This is a genomic window from Streptomyces sp. Wb2n-11 (assembly GCF_001049855.1).
GTDB classification, from domain to species: Bacteria; Actinomycetota; Actinomycetes; order Streptomycetales; family Streptomycetaceae; genus Streptomyces; species Streptomyces altiplanensis.
In genome coordinates this window covers 3136218-3155484 of sequence record NZ_CVPB01000001.1, presented here as the reverse complement: position 1 = coordinate 3155484, position 19267 = coordinate 3136218, and the positions used below count along the sequence as shown (strand labels likewise).

Below are 19267 nucleotides of genomic sequence, written 5' to 3'. Positions count from 1 at the left end.
ACCGCCACCCGACCGGGCCGGCGCCCCGGAAAGCGTGCGCCGGCGTGCAAGGCCGGGCAAGGCCGGGCGCGTGTCACCGCCTAGCGCAGTACGCCCTCCAGGAAGTCGCTGCCCAGCCGGGACACCACCTGGAGGTCCAGGCTGTGCAGGACGTACCGGCCGCGGCGCTGTGTCGTCAGCAGGCCGGCCTTCTTCAGGACCGACAGGTGGCGGGAGACCTCGGGCGCGGTGATGCCGTGCGTGTCGGCGAGTTCGCCCGTCGTGTACGGGGAGCGGGCCAGGTTGCGGCACAGGCGCATGCGCATCGGGTGGGCCAGCGCCTCCATCCGCAGCTTCAGCAGCTCCACCGACGCCGGGCTCGGCGGTTCGGGGGCGCCGACCGGGTAGTGGATCACCGGCCGCCAGCCGGGAGCGTGCAGGACGGACAGGTGCGGCCAGCCGAAGCTGGACGGGACGAAGGTGAGCCCCGCGCCGACCGCCGCCTCCACGGCGCTGGTGCGGCCGTCGGCCAGCTTGTCGACGTGGATACGGGTCCTGGCCCCGCCCGCGCCGCCGCTCTCCACCAGGGTCAGGGCGGGGGAGACCGCGTGCAGCGCTTCCGCCAGGCCCTTGTGGCGCAGCAGTTCGCCCTTGTGCCGGGCGTCGGCGGCCAGCTGGACCCGTGCGCGGCGCCAGGTGTCGGCGAAGAACGCCTGGTCGCAGTCCTCGAAGAGCCGCCGCAGCCAGGCCCGTACGGACGCGGGGTCGGCCAGCAGCCGCCGGGCGAAGTCCGTCTGCTTCGGCCCGCGCGCGGCGGCGAGGTCCAGCGCGCGTTCGCGCACCGCCGGATCGACGAGCGGGGAGGGGCCGCCGGTGCCGTACGTACTGGAGCAGGTGAACTCCAGTGCCGAGGAGACGAACCGCTCGTCGTCCAGCCGGTCCAGCGCGTCCAGGTCCCCGCTGAGTGTCGCGCCCGTCCTGCCGTCGCCGCCCCGCACGCCGGCGAACGGCATGAAGACGTCGGAGAACGTGCTGCGCCACAGGAAGTCCGCCTCGCTCAGCCGGTCGGCGAGGTCCGGCTTCAGGGAGGCGGCGGTCGCGGTCGCCCAGCCGTGCAGCCCTGGATGGTGGCCGGATTCGGACAGGGCGTGCAGGGCCATGCCGAGTTCCGCCAGCGGGGAGGTCTCGAAGACGATGCGCTCGGACGGCAGGCCGGTGATGTCGATGGACACGCTCATGGGTCCATCGTGCCCGCCGGCACCGACAGTACGGCCGCCGATTGACGGGGGTCGTCAAACGAAGCGCGGTGCGCGGTGCGGTGTACGCATGGTGAGGACATGAACGCCACTCAGCAGCACATGCTCGACGCCTATCGCGCCACCCGGCTCGGTGCTCCCGTCCCGCCGGCGCCCGGTCTCAACGACTGGCAGGCGGTCCGGGAGGTCCGCGACTACTGGCGCTTCCGCGCGGTGGTCGAGGGCCGGCCGCCGCTGGCCCGCCGGCTCCGGATCGCACTGACGCACCTGCTCGCGCTCCGCGACCTTGCCGCCCGCGGTTCCGCACCCCGGCCCCGCGCCGCGCGAGCCCGTCCGGCGGGCCCCGGCGCCCCCCGCGCGTGCGGCTGATGCGTGGCGCGGTGCCGCCCGCGGAGCGCGCCACCGCTGCGCCGGCCGCTCAGTGGAGTCCGCCACCGCCGTCACCGCTGCCACCACGTCACCGGCCGTCCGCTCCGGCTCCGGCACCGTCCCCGCCCGCCACCGTCACCTCCGTGCCGGACAGCTCCGGCGGCGTGCCCGCGAACCACCGGCGGAGCAGCGTCACCCCGTCTCCTCCGCCTGCCGCACCGCCGCCTTGGTCAGCGCCTTTGCCGGGCAGAGCGGCCACACCTGGAACCGGTGCGTGTGCGGCGGCCGGGGACGCCCCCGGAACCACGGCGCACCCGCCGCCCGGAACCCCTCCGCCGCCGCCTTCGCGGGGGCCGCGCACTCCGGCAGTCGCGGCAGCTCCCGCGCCAGGCCGGGCGGCGCCGTCGGCCGCTCCCCGGGCGCCGTCCGCGCGGAGGAGCGCGAAAGTACGCGGCCGGAGTCCTTCCACGCGGTGAGCCCGCGCCTGCGCTGTTCCCGCTCGCCGGTGTCCGTCATCAGCCGGCGTCGTGTACGGCTGTGCCCGCGCCCACAGCCTGTGGACAGCGAAGCGGACGCGCGAAACGCTGGCGTAGCATGACGGGAAATCGTCCGGTACCCCCCGCGGACTGGAACGGAAGGCCGTCCTCGCGTGAACGTGAACGCACCAAACGCAGCACATGAGCCCCTGGACGCCAGGGACCGCCCCGCCCGCCTCACCGTCGGCGTGGTCGGAGCCGGCCGGGTCGGCCCCGCGCTCGCCGCCGCGCTGCGGCTCGCGGGCCACCGCCCGGTCGCCGTCTCCGGCGTCTCGGACGCGTCCGTGCGCAGGGCCGCCGCGCTCCTGCCCGACGTCCCGATCGTCACCCCCGCCGAGGTTCTGGCCCGCGCCGAGCTCGTCCTGCTGACCGTCCCCGACGACGCCCTGCCGGGCCTGGTGGAGGGTCTCGCCGAGACCGGCGCCGTCCGTCCGGGACAGCTGATCGTGCACACCTCGGGGCGGTACGGGACGGGCGTCCTCGCGCCCGCCCTGCGCGCCGGCGCGCTGCCCCTCGCCCTGCACCCCGCCATGACGTTCACGGGAACGTCCGTGGACGTCCAGCGGCTGGCCGGCTGTTCCTTCGGCATCACCGCGCCCGAGGAGCTGCGTCTCGCCGCCGAGGCCCTGGTCATCGAGATGGGCGGTGAGCCCGAGTGGGTCGCGGAAGAGGCGCGTCCGCTCTACCACGCGGCCCTCGCCCTCGGCGCGAACCACCTGGTCACCCTGGTCGCCCAGTCCATGGAGCTGCTCCGTACGGCAGGTGTCGGGGCCCCCGACCGGATGCTCGGCCCGCTCCTGGGCGCCGCCCTCGACAACGCCCTGCGCTCCGGCGACGCGGCCCTCACGGGACCCGTCGCGCGCGGCGACGCGGGGACGGTCGCCGCGCACGTCACGGAGCTCCGCAAGCACGCGCCGCAGACCGTCGCCGGATACCTCGCCATGGCCCGTACGACCGCCGACCGCGCCCTCGCGCACGGGCTGCTCAAGCCGGAGCTCGCCGAGGACCTTCTGGACGTACTGGCCGACGGGGCCGGGACCGACCGGGCCGGGACCGACGGGGCCGAGGGAGACGACCGATGAGCAGCACCTCCGGGACCTCCGGGGCCTTCCGGCTGGTCCCCACGCGCGAGGACCTCCAGCACGTCCTCGGCCAGTACGCCCCCGGCCGCACCGCCGTCGTCATGACCATGGGCGCCCTGCACGAGGGCCACGCGACGCTCGTCCGCGCCGCACGGGACCACGTGGGGCCCGAGGGCTTCGTCGTCGTCACCGTCTTCGTCAACCCGCTCCAGTTCGGCGCCGGCGAGGACCTCGACCGCTACCCCCGCACTCTGGACGCCGACCTCGCCCTCGCCGCACAGGCCGGTGCGAACGCCGTGTTCGCGCCGTCCGTGGACGAGGTCTACCCGGGCGGCGATCCGCAGGTCCGTATCGCCGCAGGACCGATGGGCGAACGCCTCGAAGGGGCGTCCCGCCCCGGCCACTTCGACGGCATGCTGACCGTCGTCGCGAAGCTGCTGCACCTGACGGGGCCCGACGCCGCCTTCTTCGGGCAGAAGGACGCCCAGCAGCTCGCCCTGATCCGCCGCATGGCGCGCGACCTGAACTTCCCCGTCGAGATCGTCGGCGTACCGACGGTCCGTGAGGACGACGGCCTGGCCCTGTCCAGCCGCAACCGCTACCTCTCGCCGGCCGAGCGCCGCACCGCGCTCGCCCTCTCCCGCGCGCTGTTCGCCGGCCGTGACCGGCTCGCCGCCCAGGAGGCACTGCACGCGCGCGCGACCGCTCTCGGCGGCCCGCACCCCGACCGCGCCGCAGCCCTCTCGGCCGTCGGCGAGACGCGCGCGGCGGCCGACGCGCACGCCGTCGAGCAGGCGGGCCACGCGGACCCGAGCGGTCCCGCGGCCGTCCGCGCGGCGGCATCCGCCGTCCTGGACACCGCCACGCGCTCCGACCCGCCGCTCACCCTCGACTACGTCGCCCTGGTGGACCCGTCCGACTTCACCGAGGTCCCCGACACCTACCGCGGCGACGCGGTCCTCGCCGTGGCCGCCAGGGTCGGCGCCACACGGCTGATCGACAACATCCCGCTGGCCTTCGCCCACGGAGCCGGCGAAGGCAGCGAAGACAGCCAGGACAGCGAGCAGGGAGCTTCGGCATGACCCGTACCGGTATACGGTTGAAGGCCCCCGCCCCCGGCTGGACCGTCGAGGCCGACGTCGTGGTCGTCGGCTCCGGCGTCGCCGGCCTCACCGCCGCCCTGCGCTGCACCGCCGCCGGCCTGCGCACGGTCGTCGTCACCAAGGCCCGTCTCGACGACGGCTCCACGCGCTGGGCGCAGGGCGGCATCGCCGCCGCCCTCGGCGACGGGGACACCCCAGAACAGCACCTGGACGACACGCTCGTCGCGGGCGCGGGCCTGTGCGACGAGGAGGCCGTACGGACCCTGGTCACCGAGGGCCCGGACGCCGTACGCCGCCTGATCGACACCGGTGCCCTCTTCGACACCGACCCCGAATCGGGCGCCATCCAGCTCACCCGCGAGGGCGGCCACCACCGCCGCCGCATCGCCCACGCGGGCGGCGACGCGACCGGCGCGGAGATCTCCCGGGCGCTCGTCGAGGCCGTACGGTCCGCCTCTCTTCGTACGATCGAGAACGCCCTGGTCCTGGACCTGCTGACGGACCCCGACGGGCGCACGGCGGGCGTCACCCTGCACGTCATGGGCGAGGGCCAGCACGACGGCGTCGGCGCCGTCCGTGCCCCGGCCGTCGTCCTCGCCACCGGCGGCATGGGGCAGGTCTTCTCGGCCACCACCAACCCGTCCGTCTCGACGGGCGACGGCGTCGCGCTCGCCCTGCGCGCCGGTGCGGAGGTCTCGGACCTCGAATTCGTCCAGTTCCACCCCACCGTGCTCTTCCTGGGCGCCGACGCGGAGGGCCAGCAGCCGCTGGTCTCCGAGGCGGTACGCGGCGAGGGCGCCCACCTGGTCGACGCGGACGGCGTGCGCTTCATGGTCGGGCAGCACGAACTGGCGGAGCTGGCCCCCCGCGACATCGTCGCCAAGGGCATCATGCGGCGGATGCGCGAGCAGGGCGCCGAGCACATGTACCTCGACGCCCGGCACTTCGGCGCCGAGATGTGGGAGTCCCGCTTCCCCACCATCCTGGCGGCCTGCCGCTCCCACGGCATCGACCCGGTCACCGAGCCGGTCCCGGTCGCCCCGGCGGCCCACTACGCGTCCGGCGGCGTACGGACGGACCTGCACGGCCGTACGACGGTCCCGGGCCTGTACGCGTGCGGCGAGGTGGCCTGCACGGGCGTGCACGGCGCGAACCGGCTCGCGTCCAACTCCCTCCTGGAGGGCCTGGTCTTCGCGGAACGCATCGCCGAGGACATCGCGGCCCGCCCCGCCGCCCCCGGCCCCGCCGTACGGAGCGAGGAAGCCCCCGGCCCGCTCCTCGACCCGGCCACCCGCATCGAGATCCAGCGGATCATGACGGCGGGCGCGGGAGTGCTCCGGTCGGCGGCCAGCCTCGACCACGCGGCGGACGCCCTGGAGGCTCTGTACCGCAGCGCGGCCGCCGAAGCGGACCGGGACCGGGGGGACGGCACCGACGACACCAAGGACACGGAGCCCGGCGTCGACGCCTGGGAGGCCACCAACCTCCTCCTCGTCTCGCGCGTCCTGGTCGCCGCCGCCCGCGCGCGCGAGGAGACCCGCGGCTGCCACTGGCGCGAGGACCGTCCCGACCGCGACGACGACACCTGGCGCAGCCACCTCGTCGTACGGCTCACGCCCGGCCGCACCCTCGCCGTACACCGCACCGAATCCGCCGCATTCCCGCCCGTACACCTCCCGAGGGAGCAGTAACCGTGAGTACGCCCGACAACCCCCAGCTCCTGCCGACCGCGTCCGGCGGATGCGGCGACTCCTGCGGCTGCGAAGGCGACGGGACGGAGGCGACGTACGAACTCGACACCGCCGAGTGCGGCCTCGACCCCGACCTCGTCCAGCTCCTCGTCGCGGCGGGCCTCGACCCCGTCGAGGTCGAGGACGTCGCGAACGTCGCCCTGGCCGAGGACCTCGCCCACGGCCCCGACGTCACCACCGTCGCGACCGTCCCCGAGGACGCCGTCGCGACCGGCGACTTCACGGCCCGCGAGGCCGGCACCGTCGCGGGCCTGCGCGTCGCCGAAGCGGTCCTGTCCATCGTCTGCACGGACGAGTTCGAGGTCGAGCGGCACGTCGAGGACGGCGACCGCGTCGAGGCCGGGCAGAAGCTGATCAGCGTCACCACCCGCACCCGCGACCTGCTCACCGGCGAGCGCAGCGCGCTCAACCTGCTGTGCCGCCTGTCGGGCATCGCGACCGCCACGCGCGCGTGGGCGGACGCTCTGGAGGGCACGGGCGCCAAGGTCCGCGACACCCGCAAGACGACGCCCGGCCTGCGCGCCCTGGAGAAGTTCGCGGTCCGCTGCGGCGGCGGCGTCAACCACCGCATGTCCCTCTCGGACGCGGCGCTCGTCAAGGACAACCACGTGGTCGCGGCGGGCGGTGTGGCCGAGGCGTTCACGCTCGTGCGCAAGGCGTTCCCCGAGGTTCCCGTCGAGGTCGAGGCCGACACGCTCGCCCAGGTCGCCGAGGTGCTGGAGGCGGGCGCCGACCTGATCCTCCTGGACAACTTCACCCCGGAGCGGACCGCCGAGGCGGTCGCTCTCGTGAACGGCCGCGCGACCCTCGAATCCTCCGGCCGCCTCACCCTGGAGAACGCCCGCGCGTACGCGGACACGGGCGTCGACTACCTCGCCGTCGGGGCGCTCACGCACTCCTCCCCGATCCTCGACATCGGCCTCGACCTGCGCGAGGCGGAGTAACCCATGCTGCTCACCATCGACGTCGGCAACACGCACACCGTCCTCGGCCTGTTCGACGGGGAGGAGATCGTCGAGCACTGGCGCATCTCCACCGACGCCCGCCGCACGGCCGACGAGCTCGCCGTGCTCCTCCAGGGCCTGATGGGCATGCACCCGCTCCTCGGCGACGAACTGGGCGACGGCATCGAGGGCATCGCGATCTGCTCCACCGTCCCGTCCGTCCTGCACGAACTGCGCGAGGTGACCCGCCGCTACTACGGCGACGTCCCGGCCGTGCTCGTCGAGCCGGGCATCAAGACGGGCGTGCCGATCCTGATGGACAACCCGAAGGAGGTCGGCGCGGACCGCGTCATCAACGCGGTCGCGGCGGTCGAGCTCTACGGCGGTCCGGCGATCGTCGTGGACTTCGGTACGGCGACGACGTTCGACGCGGTGTCGGCGCGCGGCGAGTACACGGGTGGCGTCATCGCCCCGGGCATCGAGATCTCGGTCGAGGCGCTCGGCGTCAAGGGGGCCCAGCTGCGCAAGATCGAGCTGGCCCGCCCCCGCAGCGTGATCGGCAAGAACACCGTCGAGGCCATGCAGTCGGGCATCGTGTACGGCTTCGCGGGCCAGGTCGACGGCGTCACGCAGCGCATGGCTCGCGAGCTCGTGGGCCCCGACGGCGACCCGGACGACGTGACCGTCATCGCGACGGGCGGCCTGGCCCCGATGGTGCTCGGCGAGTCCTCGGAGATCGACGAGCACGAACCGTGGCTGACCCTGATCGGCCTGCGCCTGGTGTACGAGCGCAACGTCGCCCGGATGTGACGCCGGGCGGATGTGACGCCGGGCGGTCGTGACCGCGGGAGGGCCGTCCGGCGCGCCGTCATACATGCATTAAGCAGATTGTGTCTGTTTAGTGCGTATTGTCACTACATGCCCACGCCATACGGTTCCCGTGGCGGCATGGCGTTCGGCGCGGACGAGCTGCGTGTGCTCCGACGCGCCCTCGCCATCGCCCTCCATCCCGCGTCACTGTCCGACGAAGACGTCCAGGACTGCCTGCGCCTCGCCGGCACCCTGGACGAGGCGGTCCGCGAGGCGGGCCGGCTGCGCGCGTTCCTCCTCGCCGACCTCGCCCGATACCGGGACGCGCTCCCCGCGGCCGCCGGCGGCTACCTGGGGCTGCTCCAGGACGCCCTGGCCACCGGCTACCAGCCGACCCCCGACGACCTCGTGGCGCTGCGCACCCTGCGCGGCATGCCGGCCGGCGAGCTGCTCCACGACCGCTGCCGGGCCATCGTGGAAGAGTCCGTACGGGCCCGCCTGGCCGGCCGCAGCGACGCGCCCCTCCCGCGCGCCCGGCTGCTGGCCATCGCCGGCGGCCGCGCCACGGCCGACGACGAACCGTCGAAGCCCAGGGGTCCGTCGCCGGGACGCGAGCCCGCGCAGCGTCCGATGCCGAAGCCTTCCGAGGTGTTCCCGCCCCGCAGGCGCCCCGCGCCCCCGCGGGAACGAAGGGTGGCGGGGTAGCTACCCTGGACGGCATGGACTACGTTTCCGCGCTCCTGCCCCCCGTGGTGATGGCCGCGTTCTTCATCGCCCTGGTCACGACGATCGTCAAGACGCAGGGCGGCTCCAACAAGGCCAAGGAAGACGCGGCCGTGGACGCCACCCTCGCCCGTGCCGAGTCCGCCCGGCAGGCGGGAACCCCCAAGACCGGCGGCGCCTGACTCCGCCCGCCCCGCACTTCACCAGGGCGTACGACTCGTTTCGAGCCGTACGCCCTTTTCGCTGAGCAAATAACCTGCCATTACCGATATTTCCTACTATGGTGGCGCTGTGCCTCGCCAATTGGGAGAGCTGGAAGACGCCGTCATGACGCGCGTGTGGCAGTGGAACCGGCCGGTCACCGTCCGGGAAGTCCTCGAGGACCTTCAGAAGGAACGGTCCATCGCCTACACCACGGTCATGACCGTAATGGACAATCTCCATCAGAAGGGCTGGGTGCGCAGGGAAGTCGACGGCCGCGCCTATCGATATACGGCCGTGTCCACCCGGGCCGCCTACTCGGCCGCACTGATGAACGAAGCCTGGTCGACGAGTGACAACCCCGCGGCGGCTCTTGTCGCGTTCTTCGGCATGATGTCGGCGGAGCAGCGCGAAGCCCTTCAGGACGCGATGCGCGTCGTTCAGCGCGACGATCCCGCAACCGATCCCGCAACTGATACGGCAACCGAACCGGCAGAGGGTGACGAGAGCCCCGGCGGCCCGGGGCGATAGCGTCCAGGTATGTCTTCAGAGCTAAAAGCCATCACCGTCCGGCGGGCGAGGACCAGTGATGTGCCGTCCGTACGCCGCCTCGTGGACACGTACGCGCAGAAGCGGATCCTGCTCGACAAAGCGAACGTGACCCTTTACGAGGACATCCAGGAGTTCTGGGTCGCCGAACGCGACGAGGACGGGGCCGTGGTCGGCTGCGGTGCGCTGCACGTGATGTGGGAAGACCTCGCCGAAGTCCGCACTCTCGCCGTGGACCCGTCCTTCAAGGGCGCCGGAGTCGGACATCACGTGCTGGACAAGCTGCTCCAGACCGCCCGCTGGCTCGGTGTGCGCAAGGTTTTCTGTCTCACCTTCGAAGTCGAGTTCTTCATCAAGCACGGCTTCGTGGAGATCGGAGAGGCGCCGGTCGACGGAGATGTCTACAGCGAGCTGCTGCGTTCCTATGACGAGGGTGTAGCAGAGTTCCTCGGTCTCGAACGAGTGAAGCCGAACACCTTGGGCAACAGCCGGATGCTTCTGCACCTGTGATCGGCAGAAGCGGTCAGATCCCTATGTCCGAAACGCGCACGTTTCCCGTCTTCTTGAGGTACTGAACCTCCTCCGGGGGTTTGTGTTTTCCAGGGAAAAGCGGTTTCCTTTCCGCGTACTGCATTTTCGATGAAAGGAAATCCGGTGGCACAGAAGGTTCAGGTCCTTCTTGTCGATGACCTCGACGGCGTCGAGGCGGACGAGACCGTGACGTTCGCTCTGGACGGCAAGACCTACGAGATCGACCTCACCACCGCGAACGCGGACAAGCTCCGTAGCTTGCTCGACCCGTACACCAAGAGCGGCCGGCGCACCGGTGGCCGTGCGGCTTCGGGCCGTGGCAAGACGCGCGCGACCACGGGCGGCAACCAGAACACCGCCGAGATCCGTAAGTGGGCCAAGGCCAACGGTTACAACGTGAATGACCGCGGCCGCGTCCCGGCCGACATCCGTGAGGCCTACGAGAAGGCCAACGGCTGAGCATTCGCGTGAGCGGAATTCGCACGCAACAACTGGGCCCGGTGGCATTCCGTCGCCGCCGTGCTCACGAGTCGTACGAGATCGGGTGTTTCCCCACGGCATCCGAGCCCGGCGAAGGCCGGCAGCGTCGGTTCCACCTCGTGCCGCGGCTCGGGGGGCCGCAGCCAGACGGCGGCCCCCTGCGACCCGTCGCCCGGTGATCCGCCGCCCTGCCGGCCGGTCCGCCCCGGCGGCGAGGGCGCGGTCATCCGCCCGCCCGCGCCGATCGCGCGCAGATCCAGGGCGACGTCGCCCCACTCCAGCCAGTCGAGCAGCCCGGGCAGTTCCTCGGCGCTCCCCGCGGCCACCAGCAGCCGCATCCGCCGCCCCCTGAGCGCGACGGGAGCCGTGAGCCCCGCGTGACGCCGCAGTACGGCGAGACCCGCGTCCTCGGGCAGCTCCAGTACGTCGAAGCGGAGCCCCGTCAGCAGCCGGACCGGCAGGCCCTCCGCTGCGGCCGGTGCGGTGGCCCAGCCGAGTTCGTGCTCGTACCACTGAGCGACGCCGTCCTCGGGCGGCAGAGGCGGCGGTGTGCGCGGCGGCGGAACCGTGGGCGTCATGTCCGGACCAACTGCCGAAGCGCTCCGCGGTTACGCTGCGTCTCCGCCCGGGTGCGATGCGTTGCCTTCGCGGGGGCGTGCGGAGGCATTCGGTGGCGCAAAGATGTTCGCCCATAGCTGAGGGAACCAGCGCGCGCCGCATGGAGTGTCAGTGCTTGCGGGTAAGACATCCCTAGTGGGAAGGGGCGACACGCTGGCCGGAGCGTCTCACGTTCGCCATCGGCGTAGTGGATGAACGGGTATCTGCTTGGCCTGCGGGAACATCGTCTCGCACCATCAGGTTGGAGCAGTTGTCGGCTGTTCGGGGCAGGAGGCCAAGGACGGGTGTCGGCAGTTGGAATGAGCTGTCCTGCCCAGCGGGACTAGCATGCGGAAGGACAGGGAGGGGACCGACCCCTAACTGCCTGACCGCTCTGAGGAGCGATTAACGATGTTCGAGAGGTTCACCGACCGCGCGCGGCGGGTTGTCGTCCTGGCTCAGGAAGAAGCCCGGATGCTCAACCACAACTACATCGGCACCGAGCACATCCTCCTGGGCCTTATCCACGAGGGTGAGGGTGTCGCCGCTAAGGCCCTGGAGAGCCTCGGGATTTCGCTCGAGGCGGTCCGCCAGCAGGTGGAGGAGATCATCGGTCAGGGCCAGCAGGCCCCGTCCGGTCACATCCCCTTCACCCCCCGTGCAAAGAAGGTCCTGGAGCTGTCGCTCCGCGAGGCCCTTCAGCTCGGCCACAACTACATCGGTACGGAGCACATCCTGCTCGGCCTGATCCGCGAGGGCGAGGGTGTCGCCGCCCAGGTCCTCGTGAAGCTGGGCGCCGATCTGAACCGGGTGCGGCAGCAGGTCATCCAGCTGCTCTCCGGCTACCAGGGCAAGGAGACCGCCGCCGCCGGCGGCCCGGCCGAGGGCACGCCCTCGACCTCCCTCGTCCTGGACCAGTTCGGCCGCAACCTGACGCAGGCCGCTCGCGAATCCAAGCTCGACCCGGTCATCGGGCGCGAGAAGGAGATCGAGCGGGTCATGCAGGTGCTGTCCCGCCGCACCAAGAACAACCCGGTCCTCATCGGCGAGCCCGGCGTCGGAAAGACGGCGGTCGTCGAGGGCCTGGCGCAGGCGATCGTCAAGGGCGAGGTGCCCGAGACCCTCAAGGACAAGCACCTCTACACCCTCGACCTCGGCGCGCTCGTCGCCGGTTCCCGCTACCGCGGTGACTTCGAGGAGCGTCTGAAGAAGGTCCTGAAGGAGATCCGCACCCGCGGCGACATCATCCTGTTCATCGACGAGCTCCACACCCTGGTGGGTGCGGGCGCCGCCGAGGGCGCGATCGATGCGGCTTCGATCCTGAAGCCGATGCTCGCCCGTGGTGAGCTCCAGACCATCGGTGCGACGACGCTCGACGAATACCGCAAGCACCTCGAGAAGGACGCCGCGCTGGAGCGCCGCTTCCAGCCGATCCAGGTGGCGGAGCCTTCCCTCCCCCACACGATCGAGATCCTCAAGGGCCTGCGCGACCGCTACGAGGCGCACCACCGCGTCTCCATCACGGACTCGGCGCTGGTCGCGGCGGCCACCCTGGCCGACCGCTACATCTCGGACCGCTTCCTGCCGGACAAGGCGATCGACCTGATCGACGAGGCCGGTTCCCGGATGCGCATCCGCCGGATGACCGCACCGCCGGACCTCCGTGAGTTCGACGAGAAGATCGCCGGTGTCCGCAGGGACAAGGAGTCCGCGATCGACTCGCAGGACTTCGAGAAGGCGGCCTCTCTTCGCGACAAGGAGAAGCAGCTCCTCGCGGCCAAGACCAAGCGCGAGAAGGAGTGGAAGGCCGGCGACATGGACGTCGTCGCCGAGGTGGACGAGGAACTGATCGCGGAGGTCCTGGCCACGGCCACGGGCATCCCGGTCTTCAAGCTCACCGAGGAGGAGTCCTCCCGCCTGCTGCGCATGGAGGACGAGCTCCACAAGCGCGTCATCGGCCAGAAGGACGCCATCAGGGCCCTCTCGCAGGCGATCCGCCGTACGCGAGCCGGTCTGAAGGACCCGAAGCGCCCCGGTGGCTCGTTCATCTTCGCCGGCCCGTCCGGTGTCGGTAAGACCGAGCTTTCCAAGACGCTCGCCGAATTCCTCTTCGGCGACGAGGACGCGCTGATCTCCCTCGACATGTCGGAGTTCAGCGAGAAGCACACGGTTTCCCGCCTCTTCGGTTCTCCCCCGGTTACGTGGGATACGAAGAGGGCGGACAGCTCACCGAGAAGGTGCGCCGCAAGCCGTTCTCCGTCGTTCTCTTCGACGAGGTCGAGAAGGCCCACCCCGATATCTTCAATTCCCTGCTCCAGATTCTGGAAGACGGTCGCCTGACCGACTCCCAGGGCCGGGTCGTGGACTTCAAGAACACGGTCATCATCATGACGACCAACCTCGGGACCCGGGACATCTCCAAGGGCTTCAACCTGGGCTTCGCGGCCCAGGGCGACGTCAAGACCGGTTACGAGCGGATGAAGAACAAGGTCAACGAAGAGCTCAAGCAGCACTTCCGCCCCGAGTTCCTCAACCGTGTCGACGACACGGTCGTCTTCCACCAGCTCACCGAGGAAGACATCATCCAGATCGTCGACCTCATGCTCGCCAAGGTGGACGAGCGCCTGAAGGACCGCGACATGGGCATCGAGCTCAGCTCGGAAGCCAAGTCGCTGCTCGCGAAGAAGGGTTACGACCCGGTCATGGGCGCCCGGCCGCTGCGCCGGACGATCCAGCGGGAGATCGAGGACGTCCTGTCCGAGAAGATCCTCTTCGGCGAGCTGCGTTCCGGCCACATCGTGGTCGTCGACGTCGAGGGCGAGGGTGAGGCGAAGAAGTTCACCTTCCGCGGCGAGGAGAAGTCGGCCCTGCCCGACGTCCCCCCGATCGAGCAGGCGACGGGCGGCAGCAGCGGCCCGAACATGTCGAAGGACGCGTAACGGCGCCCTGACGGCCTGAAGGGGCGGCCCCGGAACCCTCGTGGTTCCGGGGCCGCCCCTTTACCCGTGCCCGCTGCCGCTGGAACTGCCGCCGACGGCGCCCCGGACGACGCGCGTGCGGGGTCTTCCCCGGCCGGCGGCGGGGCCTCGGCCGCCGGCGGCGCCATGGAGCAGGTGCTGACAGGGGCTGATGCCGTCTCAGCAGGGAGCCGGCTTGCGCCAGGAGCATTCGAGGGTGGTGTCGGTGGCGGGGGCGGCGGCCCGGGGGGCGGGCGGACGTACCGGGGTGGTGGTGGTCCCGGTCGAGGAGGCGAGGGTGGTCACGATCGCGTCCTCGATGCTCTTGACCGAGGAGGCCAGGTAGTTGTTGAGGACGATGCTGTAGACCAGCTCGCGGCCGCCCGCGTCCGTGACGTACCCGGAGAGGGCGGAGGCGCCGGTCAGGGAGCCGGTCTTGGCCCGGGCGTTCAGGGCGGCCGGGGTCTTGCACATGCGGGAGCGGAGGGTGCCGCCGACGGCGCGGTCCGGGGCGCAGGCGACGGGGAGGGACGCGTACCAGTCGGCGTACCAGGGCGCCGTGCGTACGGCGAGGAGGAGCTTGGCGAGCTGGGCGGCCGGGATGTTGTTCATCCGGGAGAGGCCGGAGCCGTCGACCTGGCGGAGGGTGGCCGTGTCCACTCCCTCTGTGGCGAGGTGGGCGGAGATGGCGGCGAGGCCGGCGTTCCAGGTGCCCTTGCCGGCCGTCTCGTGGCCGATGGTCTTGGTGAGGGCCTCGGCGTGCATGTTGTTCGACAGCTTCATGAAGGGGTGCATCAGCTCCTTGAGGGGCATGGACGTGTGGGTGGCGAGGGGCTTGGCGTCCTCGGGGGTGGGGCGGCCGAGGCGGGTGGGGCCTGTGACGCGTACGCCGTGGGCGGTCAGCGCGTCGGCGAAGACGGCGGCGGCGTAGCCGGTCGGCTCCCAGACGGTGACCCACTCCTTGGTGGGGTTCGCGCCGACAGGGATGTTGCCGGTGATGCTGATGGTGTTCGAGCCGTGTTGGCGTTCGACGGTGAGGGTGTCCGGCTGACCGGCGGGGACGGTCCTGGCGGCACGGGCGTCGACGGCCACGTAGCCGGTGGGCGGGGTGAGGGTGAAGCGGGGCGCGGCGCCCGGCTCGGTGCCCGGGGCGGCCTCGACGACGACCGTGCCGGAGTCGTAGTCGGTGTCCGGGGCGACGGTGAGCGCCGAGATCTGGGCGGAGTAGTACGACGACTCGTCGTCGGCGGCCCACGAGCGGCCGAGGCGCTGGGTGTCGAAGCGGGTGTCGTCGGCGATCAGGCGGCCGGTGATCCGCTTGATGCCGGATTCCGCCACCTGGGCGGCGAGTTCGTCGTAGTCCTCGGCGAGGGTGGTGGGGTCGCCGGTGCCGCGCAGGTAGAGGTCGCCGCGGAGCACGGAGCCGTGGCGGCTGCCGGTGGAGAGGGCGTCCGTACGGTAGCGGTAGTCGGGGCCGAGGAGGGCCATGGCCGCGACGGAGGTGGGCAGCTTGGTGTTGGAGGCGGGCATGAGGCGGTCGGCGCCGTCGCGCCGGTAGAGCGTCTCGCCGGTGGTGGCGTCGGCGATCACGACGCTCGCGGCGCCGCCGTCGAGGCGGGCGTCGGTGAGGATCGTGTCGATGGCGCCCTTGAGACCGGTGTCGGAGGGGCCGGCTCCGGCGGGCGAGCTCCAGGTGAGCGTGCAGGCGAGACCGACGGCGACGGGCCAGATCCAGGGGTGGGTGCGGCGGGCGCGGGTGCGGGTGGGGTGCGTAGGGAGCGTGCGGCGCTTGGCGCGGATCACGGGTCTACTCATGGCACAGGAGCATCCCGGACGGGGGTGGTTCCGGGAAGGACGCCCGGCCGCGTTCGTCCCGGCCGCCTCCGTCCCGGTGGCGTGCGGGGTGTGCGGAGTGTGCGCGTCGCGCCTCGACGGGCAAGAGGCCGGGGGAGGGGAGGGGGCGGGGTTTCAGCTCGGACCGGCCGTGGGGCGCCGGTGGTCGTATCCGTACACCTCGATGTGCCCGGGGAGGCGGTCCAGGCCGTACACGGTGCGGGTGCGACGGGAGAAGTCGAGGACGCGGAGCCCGGGCAGTGACGCCAGGGGCGTGACGTCGAAGGGCTCCGGGGCGGAGCCTTGGAGCGTCAGTTCTTCGAAGCGGGGGAACAGTTCCGGGACTCTGGCGAGCGAGGGTTCCGGAGTTTCGTCGCGGAACCAGAATTTCGTGACGGACGGGACGGCCAGGGAGCGGGGGGCCCGGGCGACGAAGTCGCCGGTCACCGCGAGGGTGGACAGTCCGGGCAGCCGGCTGATCTCCTCCCACTCCTCCGGGTCCTGCGGCGCGCTCCGCGATCCCAGGTGGAGGGCGGTCAAGGTCTCGCCGTACTTCCGGAGTCCGCGCAGGCCGCCGGCCGGTCCGGCTGCCTTCTCCAGGTTGAGGAAGGCGAGGGGCGCCGACACGGGCAGGTCCCGCAGGGACCAGCGGGCCCCGCTCCCCCTGAGGGTGAGGGACTCCAGGCGTTCCAGGGACGACAGCGGGCCGGGAGCGGCATCGTCGGCCAGGTCCAGGGTGAGCGCCCGCAGGGGCAGTCCTTCGAGCCCCGCGAGATCCGTCAGCCGGGGGCACTCGGAGACGAACAGCTCCGAGAGCCCGTCCTGGCCCCGGAGGAAGGACACATCCCGCAGGGACGGATTCTCGCGGATACGGGCATGGGTGAGCGACGCCTCGGCCGTGTACGTCCGCAGGGCGTGTGCGGAGAGGTCGCCTCTCGCGTCGAGCATCGGCCGGGTGCCGAGCGCGCCCAGGGCCGCGAGGTGGCCGTCCGCCGTGGCGGTGAAGTACAGGCCGGCGGGGTCGATCCGGGCGATGACCTCTTCGGCGTACGGGCCGGTGTCGAACCGGGCCCAGGACCAGATGAGTTGAGCGCGGACACGCCGGCCTTCGTGCCCGGAGAACCGGGCGAGGTACGCGATCGCACGGTCCGACGGCACGTGGGACGCGGCGACGACCACCAGCACGGCGGTGCGTTCGTCCAGATCCTCCGGATCCGGCAGCAGGTCCAGGATCATCGGGCCGGCCGCCGCGAGTTCGCGGGCCGCCCGGGTGTCCGCCGGCGGGATCAGGACCGCCGCGCGGCGCTCGGTCTCCTGGCGTACGGCCGGGGACAGTTCGGCGGCTTCCTCCAGGCAGGCCGCCGCGAGCAGGTGGACGCGGGTCCGCGCGGCCGGGTCCGCGTGGGCGTCGCCGTGCGCGAGCAGGCCGGTGAAGAACTCCGCGCGTTCGCGCGGGCGTGCGTGGGCGACCGCCATGCGGATGACGTCCTCCCACTGGTCGTCGGCCGCGTGGCCGGTCAGGACGCCGAAGTCGCCCTCGTCGACGGCGGCCCATGCGCCGAGGAAGTCCTGGAAGGTGCGGTGGATGAACTCGACCGTGACCGGGCCCGGTTGGCGGAGCAGACCGCTGCGGTGCAGGAAGTGGTCGAAGACCGCCTTCGCGTCACCGAGCGCGGCCACCTCCGGGACGGCGGGCAGGGTGTCGGCGATGATGCTCTCGGCGCGCGAACGGTCCATCTCGGTGCGGCCGTTGCGGATCAGCCAGTACGCGAGGCGCTGGAGGAGCTGGACCTGCGGTTCTTCGCGCAGTTCGGGTACGCCGCCCATGTCGCGCTCGCGGTCGCGGCGGACCAGCAGCATCGAGAGTGCCGCCGTGTAGAGGTCCTTGCGGCCGAGGGGAAGGAAGCCGCGGCGGTCCCGGTGCAGGGCGCATATCAGGGCGCACATCAGGGGGTTGGTGGCGAGACGGTTCAGGTCGGGCTTGGCGCGTACCGCTGCGAGGAGCTGGCGTTCGTACGGCATCGAGGACGCGTCCTCGTCGTCCGAACCGGTACGGGCCGCCGCGTGCCAGCGCTGGATGAACGCCGCCACGTCCGCCGGGCTCATCGAGGAGAGCGTCAGCTCGGTGAAGCCCTCGCCCGCCAGCCAGTCCTCCCGTACGGCCGAGGGGCGGGAGGTCACCAGCCAGCGGTTCCCCGGGTACGTGTCGATCAGGTCGCTCAGCCAGGCGTGGGTGCGGGAGCGTTCGGCGTCCGGGATCTCGTCGATGCCGTCGACCAGGACGAGGGCGCGGCCCGCCGTCAGGACGCGCGACTCCCAGCCGGGGGCCTGTTCCCCGGCGAGCGGGGAGCCCACTGCGGTCAGGAAGTCCTTGGGGGCGGGGAGGCGCTCGCCGTGGCGGGTCAGGGTGCGCAGGGGGAGGACGAAGGGGATCCGGTCGTGGAGGTACGCCATCCGGCCGGTGCCGTCCCGGTCGGCGCCGTCCCGGCGGGCGGCGGAGACCGCGAGCCACTGGACGAGCGTGGTCTTGCCGGAGCCCGCCTCGCCGCGCAGCAGGACGCGTTCGTGGTCGGCGAGGACCTGGTCGGCGGGGCGGGTTCCGGGGAACGCGCGCGGGAGCGCCTCGGTGTCGCCGGGCCCGGGGGCCGGGGCCGTCTTCCAGTCGATCCGGCCCGCCAGGAGCCGGTGGTGGTCCCCGTACTTGTCGCGCGACTCCCGGAAGACCTGGGCCAGATCGTCCTCGGCGGGCGCGGTGGCCGCCGCCTCGAGGCTCAGGTACGCCGCGTCCAGCGGCCACTTCCCCGGTGAGTTGCTCAGGTCGATGCCGAAGATCGTCAGTTTGCCGTGCTTCTTCGTCATGTGCGCCAGGTAACGCCCCTCGAAGGCCACGTCCTCGGCCCCCGGCAGCGGACTGCGGGCGATGAGGGCGTCGACCTTGGCGATCAGTTCGCCCTGGCGGCGGCTCTGCGCGACGAGGGTCGCCGCGACGAAGGTCGAGCGCTGGGTGAAGAAGTGGACGATGTGCAGGCAGGTGGCGGTCAGGAGGCGCTCGTAGAAGTACGTCGCGTCGGCCGACAGGTGGCGCTCGGGGCTGTCGCTCGCGCGGCGCAGTTCCGTGGCCAGGGCGGTGTGGCCCAGGCCGACGGCCTCGACGTCCGTGAGGGTGAGGTCCCCCAGGGCGTACAACGTCGTGGTCAGGGCGTCCACGACCGCCTGGTCCTCGCCGGCGGGCAGTGGGCGCTCGCCGGGACCGGCCGCGCGCAGCGCCTGCTTGACCAGCTCGGCGGCCAGTCTGCGCAGGTCGCAGTGGGCGAGGGTGCGCTTCTCGCCCCGGAAGGAGACGTAACCGGCCAGGCGGACCGGTCGGTCGACCAGGCCGGCGCCGGAGGGCTGTGCCACGAACAGCTTCTTCACCAGTGGCCCGGCGACGCTCGATGCGAGACGGGCGCCGATGACTGCGGGATCCACGCGCGGTCCCTCCCCCGAGGTCTGTGCTGTGCGCTGTTGGATCAGCGTATCGGGGGGCCTCGCGGTGACAAGGCGCACAGCGGTTTCAGGGCCTACGA

16 protein-coding genes and 1 pseudogene are annotated in these 19267 nt (G+C 72.0%); 12 read left to right on the top strand and 5 right to left on the bottom strand.

Annotated features, from left to right (window positions below; translation table 11 throughout):
* Nucleotides 1-80: 80 nt before the first annotated feature.
* Nucleotides 81-1211, bottom strand: coding sequence for a DUF5937 family protein (locus BN1555_RS14260; protein ID WP_093803395.1), 1131 nt, complete (start codon nt 1209-1211; stop codon nt 81-83).
* A gap of 105 nt (nt 1212-1316) precedes the next feature.
* On the opposite strand from BN1555_RS14260, the gene BN1555_RS14255 reads away from it, so the two are divergent.
* On the top strand, nt 1317-1604 hold the full coding sequence (locus BN1555_RS14255; protein WP_093799732.1) for a hypothetical protein: 288 nt from the start codon (nt 1317-1319) through the stop codon (nt 1602-1604).
* 192 nt (nt 1605-1796) lie between these two features.
* Here the strand turns inward: BN1555_RS14255 and BN1555_RS41605 are convergent, their stop codons facing one another.
* On the bottom strand, nt 1797-2120 hold the full coding sequence (locus BN1555_RS41605) for a hypothetical protein (protein WP_093799731.1): 324 nt from the start codon (nt 2118-2120) through the stop codon (nt 1797-1799).
* A gap of 139 nt (nt 2121-2259) precedes the next feature.
* Between BN1555_RS41605 and BN1555_RS14245 the strand changes: the two genes are divergently transcribed.
* From BN1555_RS14245 to BN1555_RS14200, 10 genes are all read left to right on the top strand, one after another.
* Nucleotides 2260-3222, top strand: a complete 963-nt coding sequence (locus tag BN1555_RS14245) for a Rossmann-like and DUF2520 domain-containing protein (RefSeq protein WP_093803394.1) — start codon at nt 2260-2262, stop codon at nt 3220-3222.
* On the top strand, nt 3219-4304 hold the full coding sequence (gene panC, locus BN1555_RS14240) for a pantoate--beta-alanine ligase (RefSeq protein ID WP_093799730.1): 1086 nt from the start codon (nt 3219-3221) through the stop codon (nt 4302-4304). Before BN1555_RS14245 ends, panC begins: the two co-directional genes overlap by 4 nt.
* A complete protein-coding gene (locus BN1555_RS14235) occupies nt 4301-6016 on the top strand; it encodes an L-aspartate oxidase (protein WP_093799729.1) in 1716 nt (571 codons plus the stop codon). The genes panC and BN1555_RS14235 overlap by 4 nt, the downstream gene beginning before the upstream one ends.
* 2 nt (nt 6017-6018) lie before the next feature.
* On the top strand, nt 6019-7020 hold the full coding sequence (nadC, locus tag BN1555_RS14230; protein ID WP_093799728.1) for a carboxylating nicotinate-nucleotide diphosphorylase: 1002 nt from the start codon (nt 6019-6021) through the stop codon (nt 7018-7020).
* Between the two features lie 3 nt (nt 7021-7023).
* Nucleotides 7024-7830 (top strand): type III pantothenate kinase, encoded by an 807-nt coding sequence (locus tag BN1555_RS14225; protein ID WP_093799727.1) that lies wholly within the window; start codon nt 7024-7026, stop codon nt 7828-7830.
* A gap of 138 nt (nt 7831-7968) precedes the next feature.
* Complete coding sequence (locus tag BN1555_RS14220; RefSeq protein ID WP_093799726.1) at nt 7969-8535, top strand: hypothetical protein; 567 nt, start codon at nt 7969-7971, stop codon at nt 8533-8535.
* Between the two features lie 14 nt (nt 8536-8549).
* Nucleotides 8550-8735, top strand: coding sequence for a hypothetical protein (locus BN1555_RS14215; protein ID WP_093799725.1), 186 nt, complete (start codon nt 8550-8552; stop codon nt 8733-8735).
* 109 nt (nt 8736-8844) lie between these two features.
* On the top strand, nt 8845-9285 hold the full coding sequence (locus BN1555_RS14210; protein ID WP_255306031.1) for a BlaI/MecI/CopY family transcriptional regulator: 441 nt from the start codon (nt 8845-8847) through the stop codon (nt 9283-9285).
* 9 nt (nt 9286-9294) lie between these two features.
* The gene (locus BN1555_RS14205; RefSeq protein WP_093799724.1) at nt 9295-9813 is read left to right on the top strand and encodes an amino-acid N-acetyltransferase; all 519 of its coding nucleotides are present in this window, start codon (nt 9295-9297) and stop codon (nt 9811-9813) included.
* 144 nt (nt 9814-9957) lie between these two features.
* Nucleotides 9958-10293 (top strand): histone-like nucleoid-structuring protein Lsr2, encoded by a 336-nt coding sequence (locus BN1555_RS14200; RefSeq protein ID WP_093799723.1) that lies wholly within the window; start codon nt 9958-9960, stop codon nt 10291-10293.
* Here BN1555_RS14200 and BN1555_RS14195 read toward each other — a convergent pair.
* Nucleotides 10272-10892, bottom strand: coding sequence for an SCO3374 family protein (locus BN1555_RS14195; RefSeq protein WP_093799722.1), 621 nt, complete (start codon nt 10890-10892; stop codon nt 10272-10274). The genes BN1555_RS14200 and BN1555_RS14195 overlap by 22 nt on opposite strands.
* A 430-nt stretch (nt 10893-11322) precedes the next feature.
* Between BN1555_RS14195 and BN1555_RS14185 the strand changes: the two are divergent.
* Nucleotides 11323-13850: pseudogene (locus tag BN1555_RS14185) on the top strand (ATP-dependent Clp protease ATP-binding subunit).
* A 198-nt stretch (nt 13851-14048) separates the two neighbouring features.
* Here BN1555_RS14185 and dacB read toward each other — a convergent pair.
* Together dacB and BN1555_RS14175 are read right to left on the bottom strand one after the other, a co-directional pair.
* A complete protein-coding gene (dacB, locus tag BN1555_RS14180) occupies nt 14049-15683 on the bottom strand; it encodes a D-alanyl-D-alanine carboxypeptidase/D-alanyl-D-alanine endopeptidase (protein ID WP_093799721.1) in 1635 nt (544 codons plus the stop codon).
* Nucleotides 15684-15836: 153 nt separating this feature from the next.
* Nucleotides 15837-19169, bottom strand: coding sequence for an NACHT domain-containing protein (locus BN1555_RS14175; RefSeq protein ID WP_093799720.1), 3333 nt, complete (start codon nt 19167-19169; stop codon nt 15837-15839).
* Between the last annotated feature and the right edge of the window lie 98 nt (nt 19170-19267).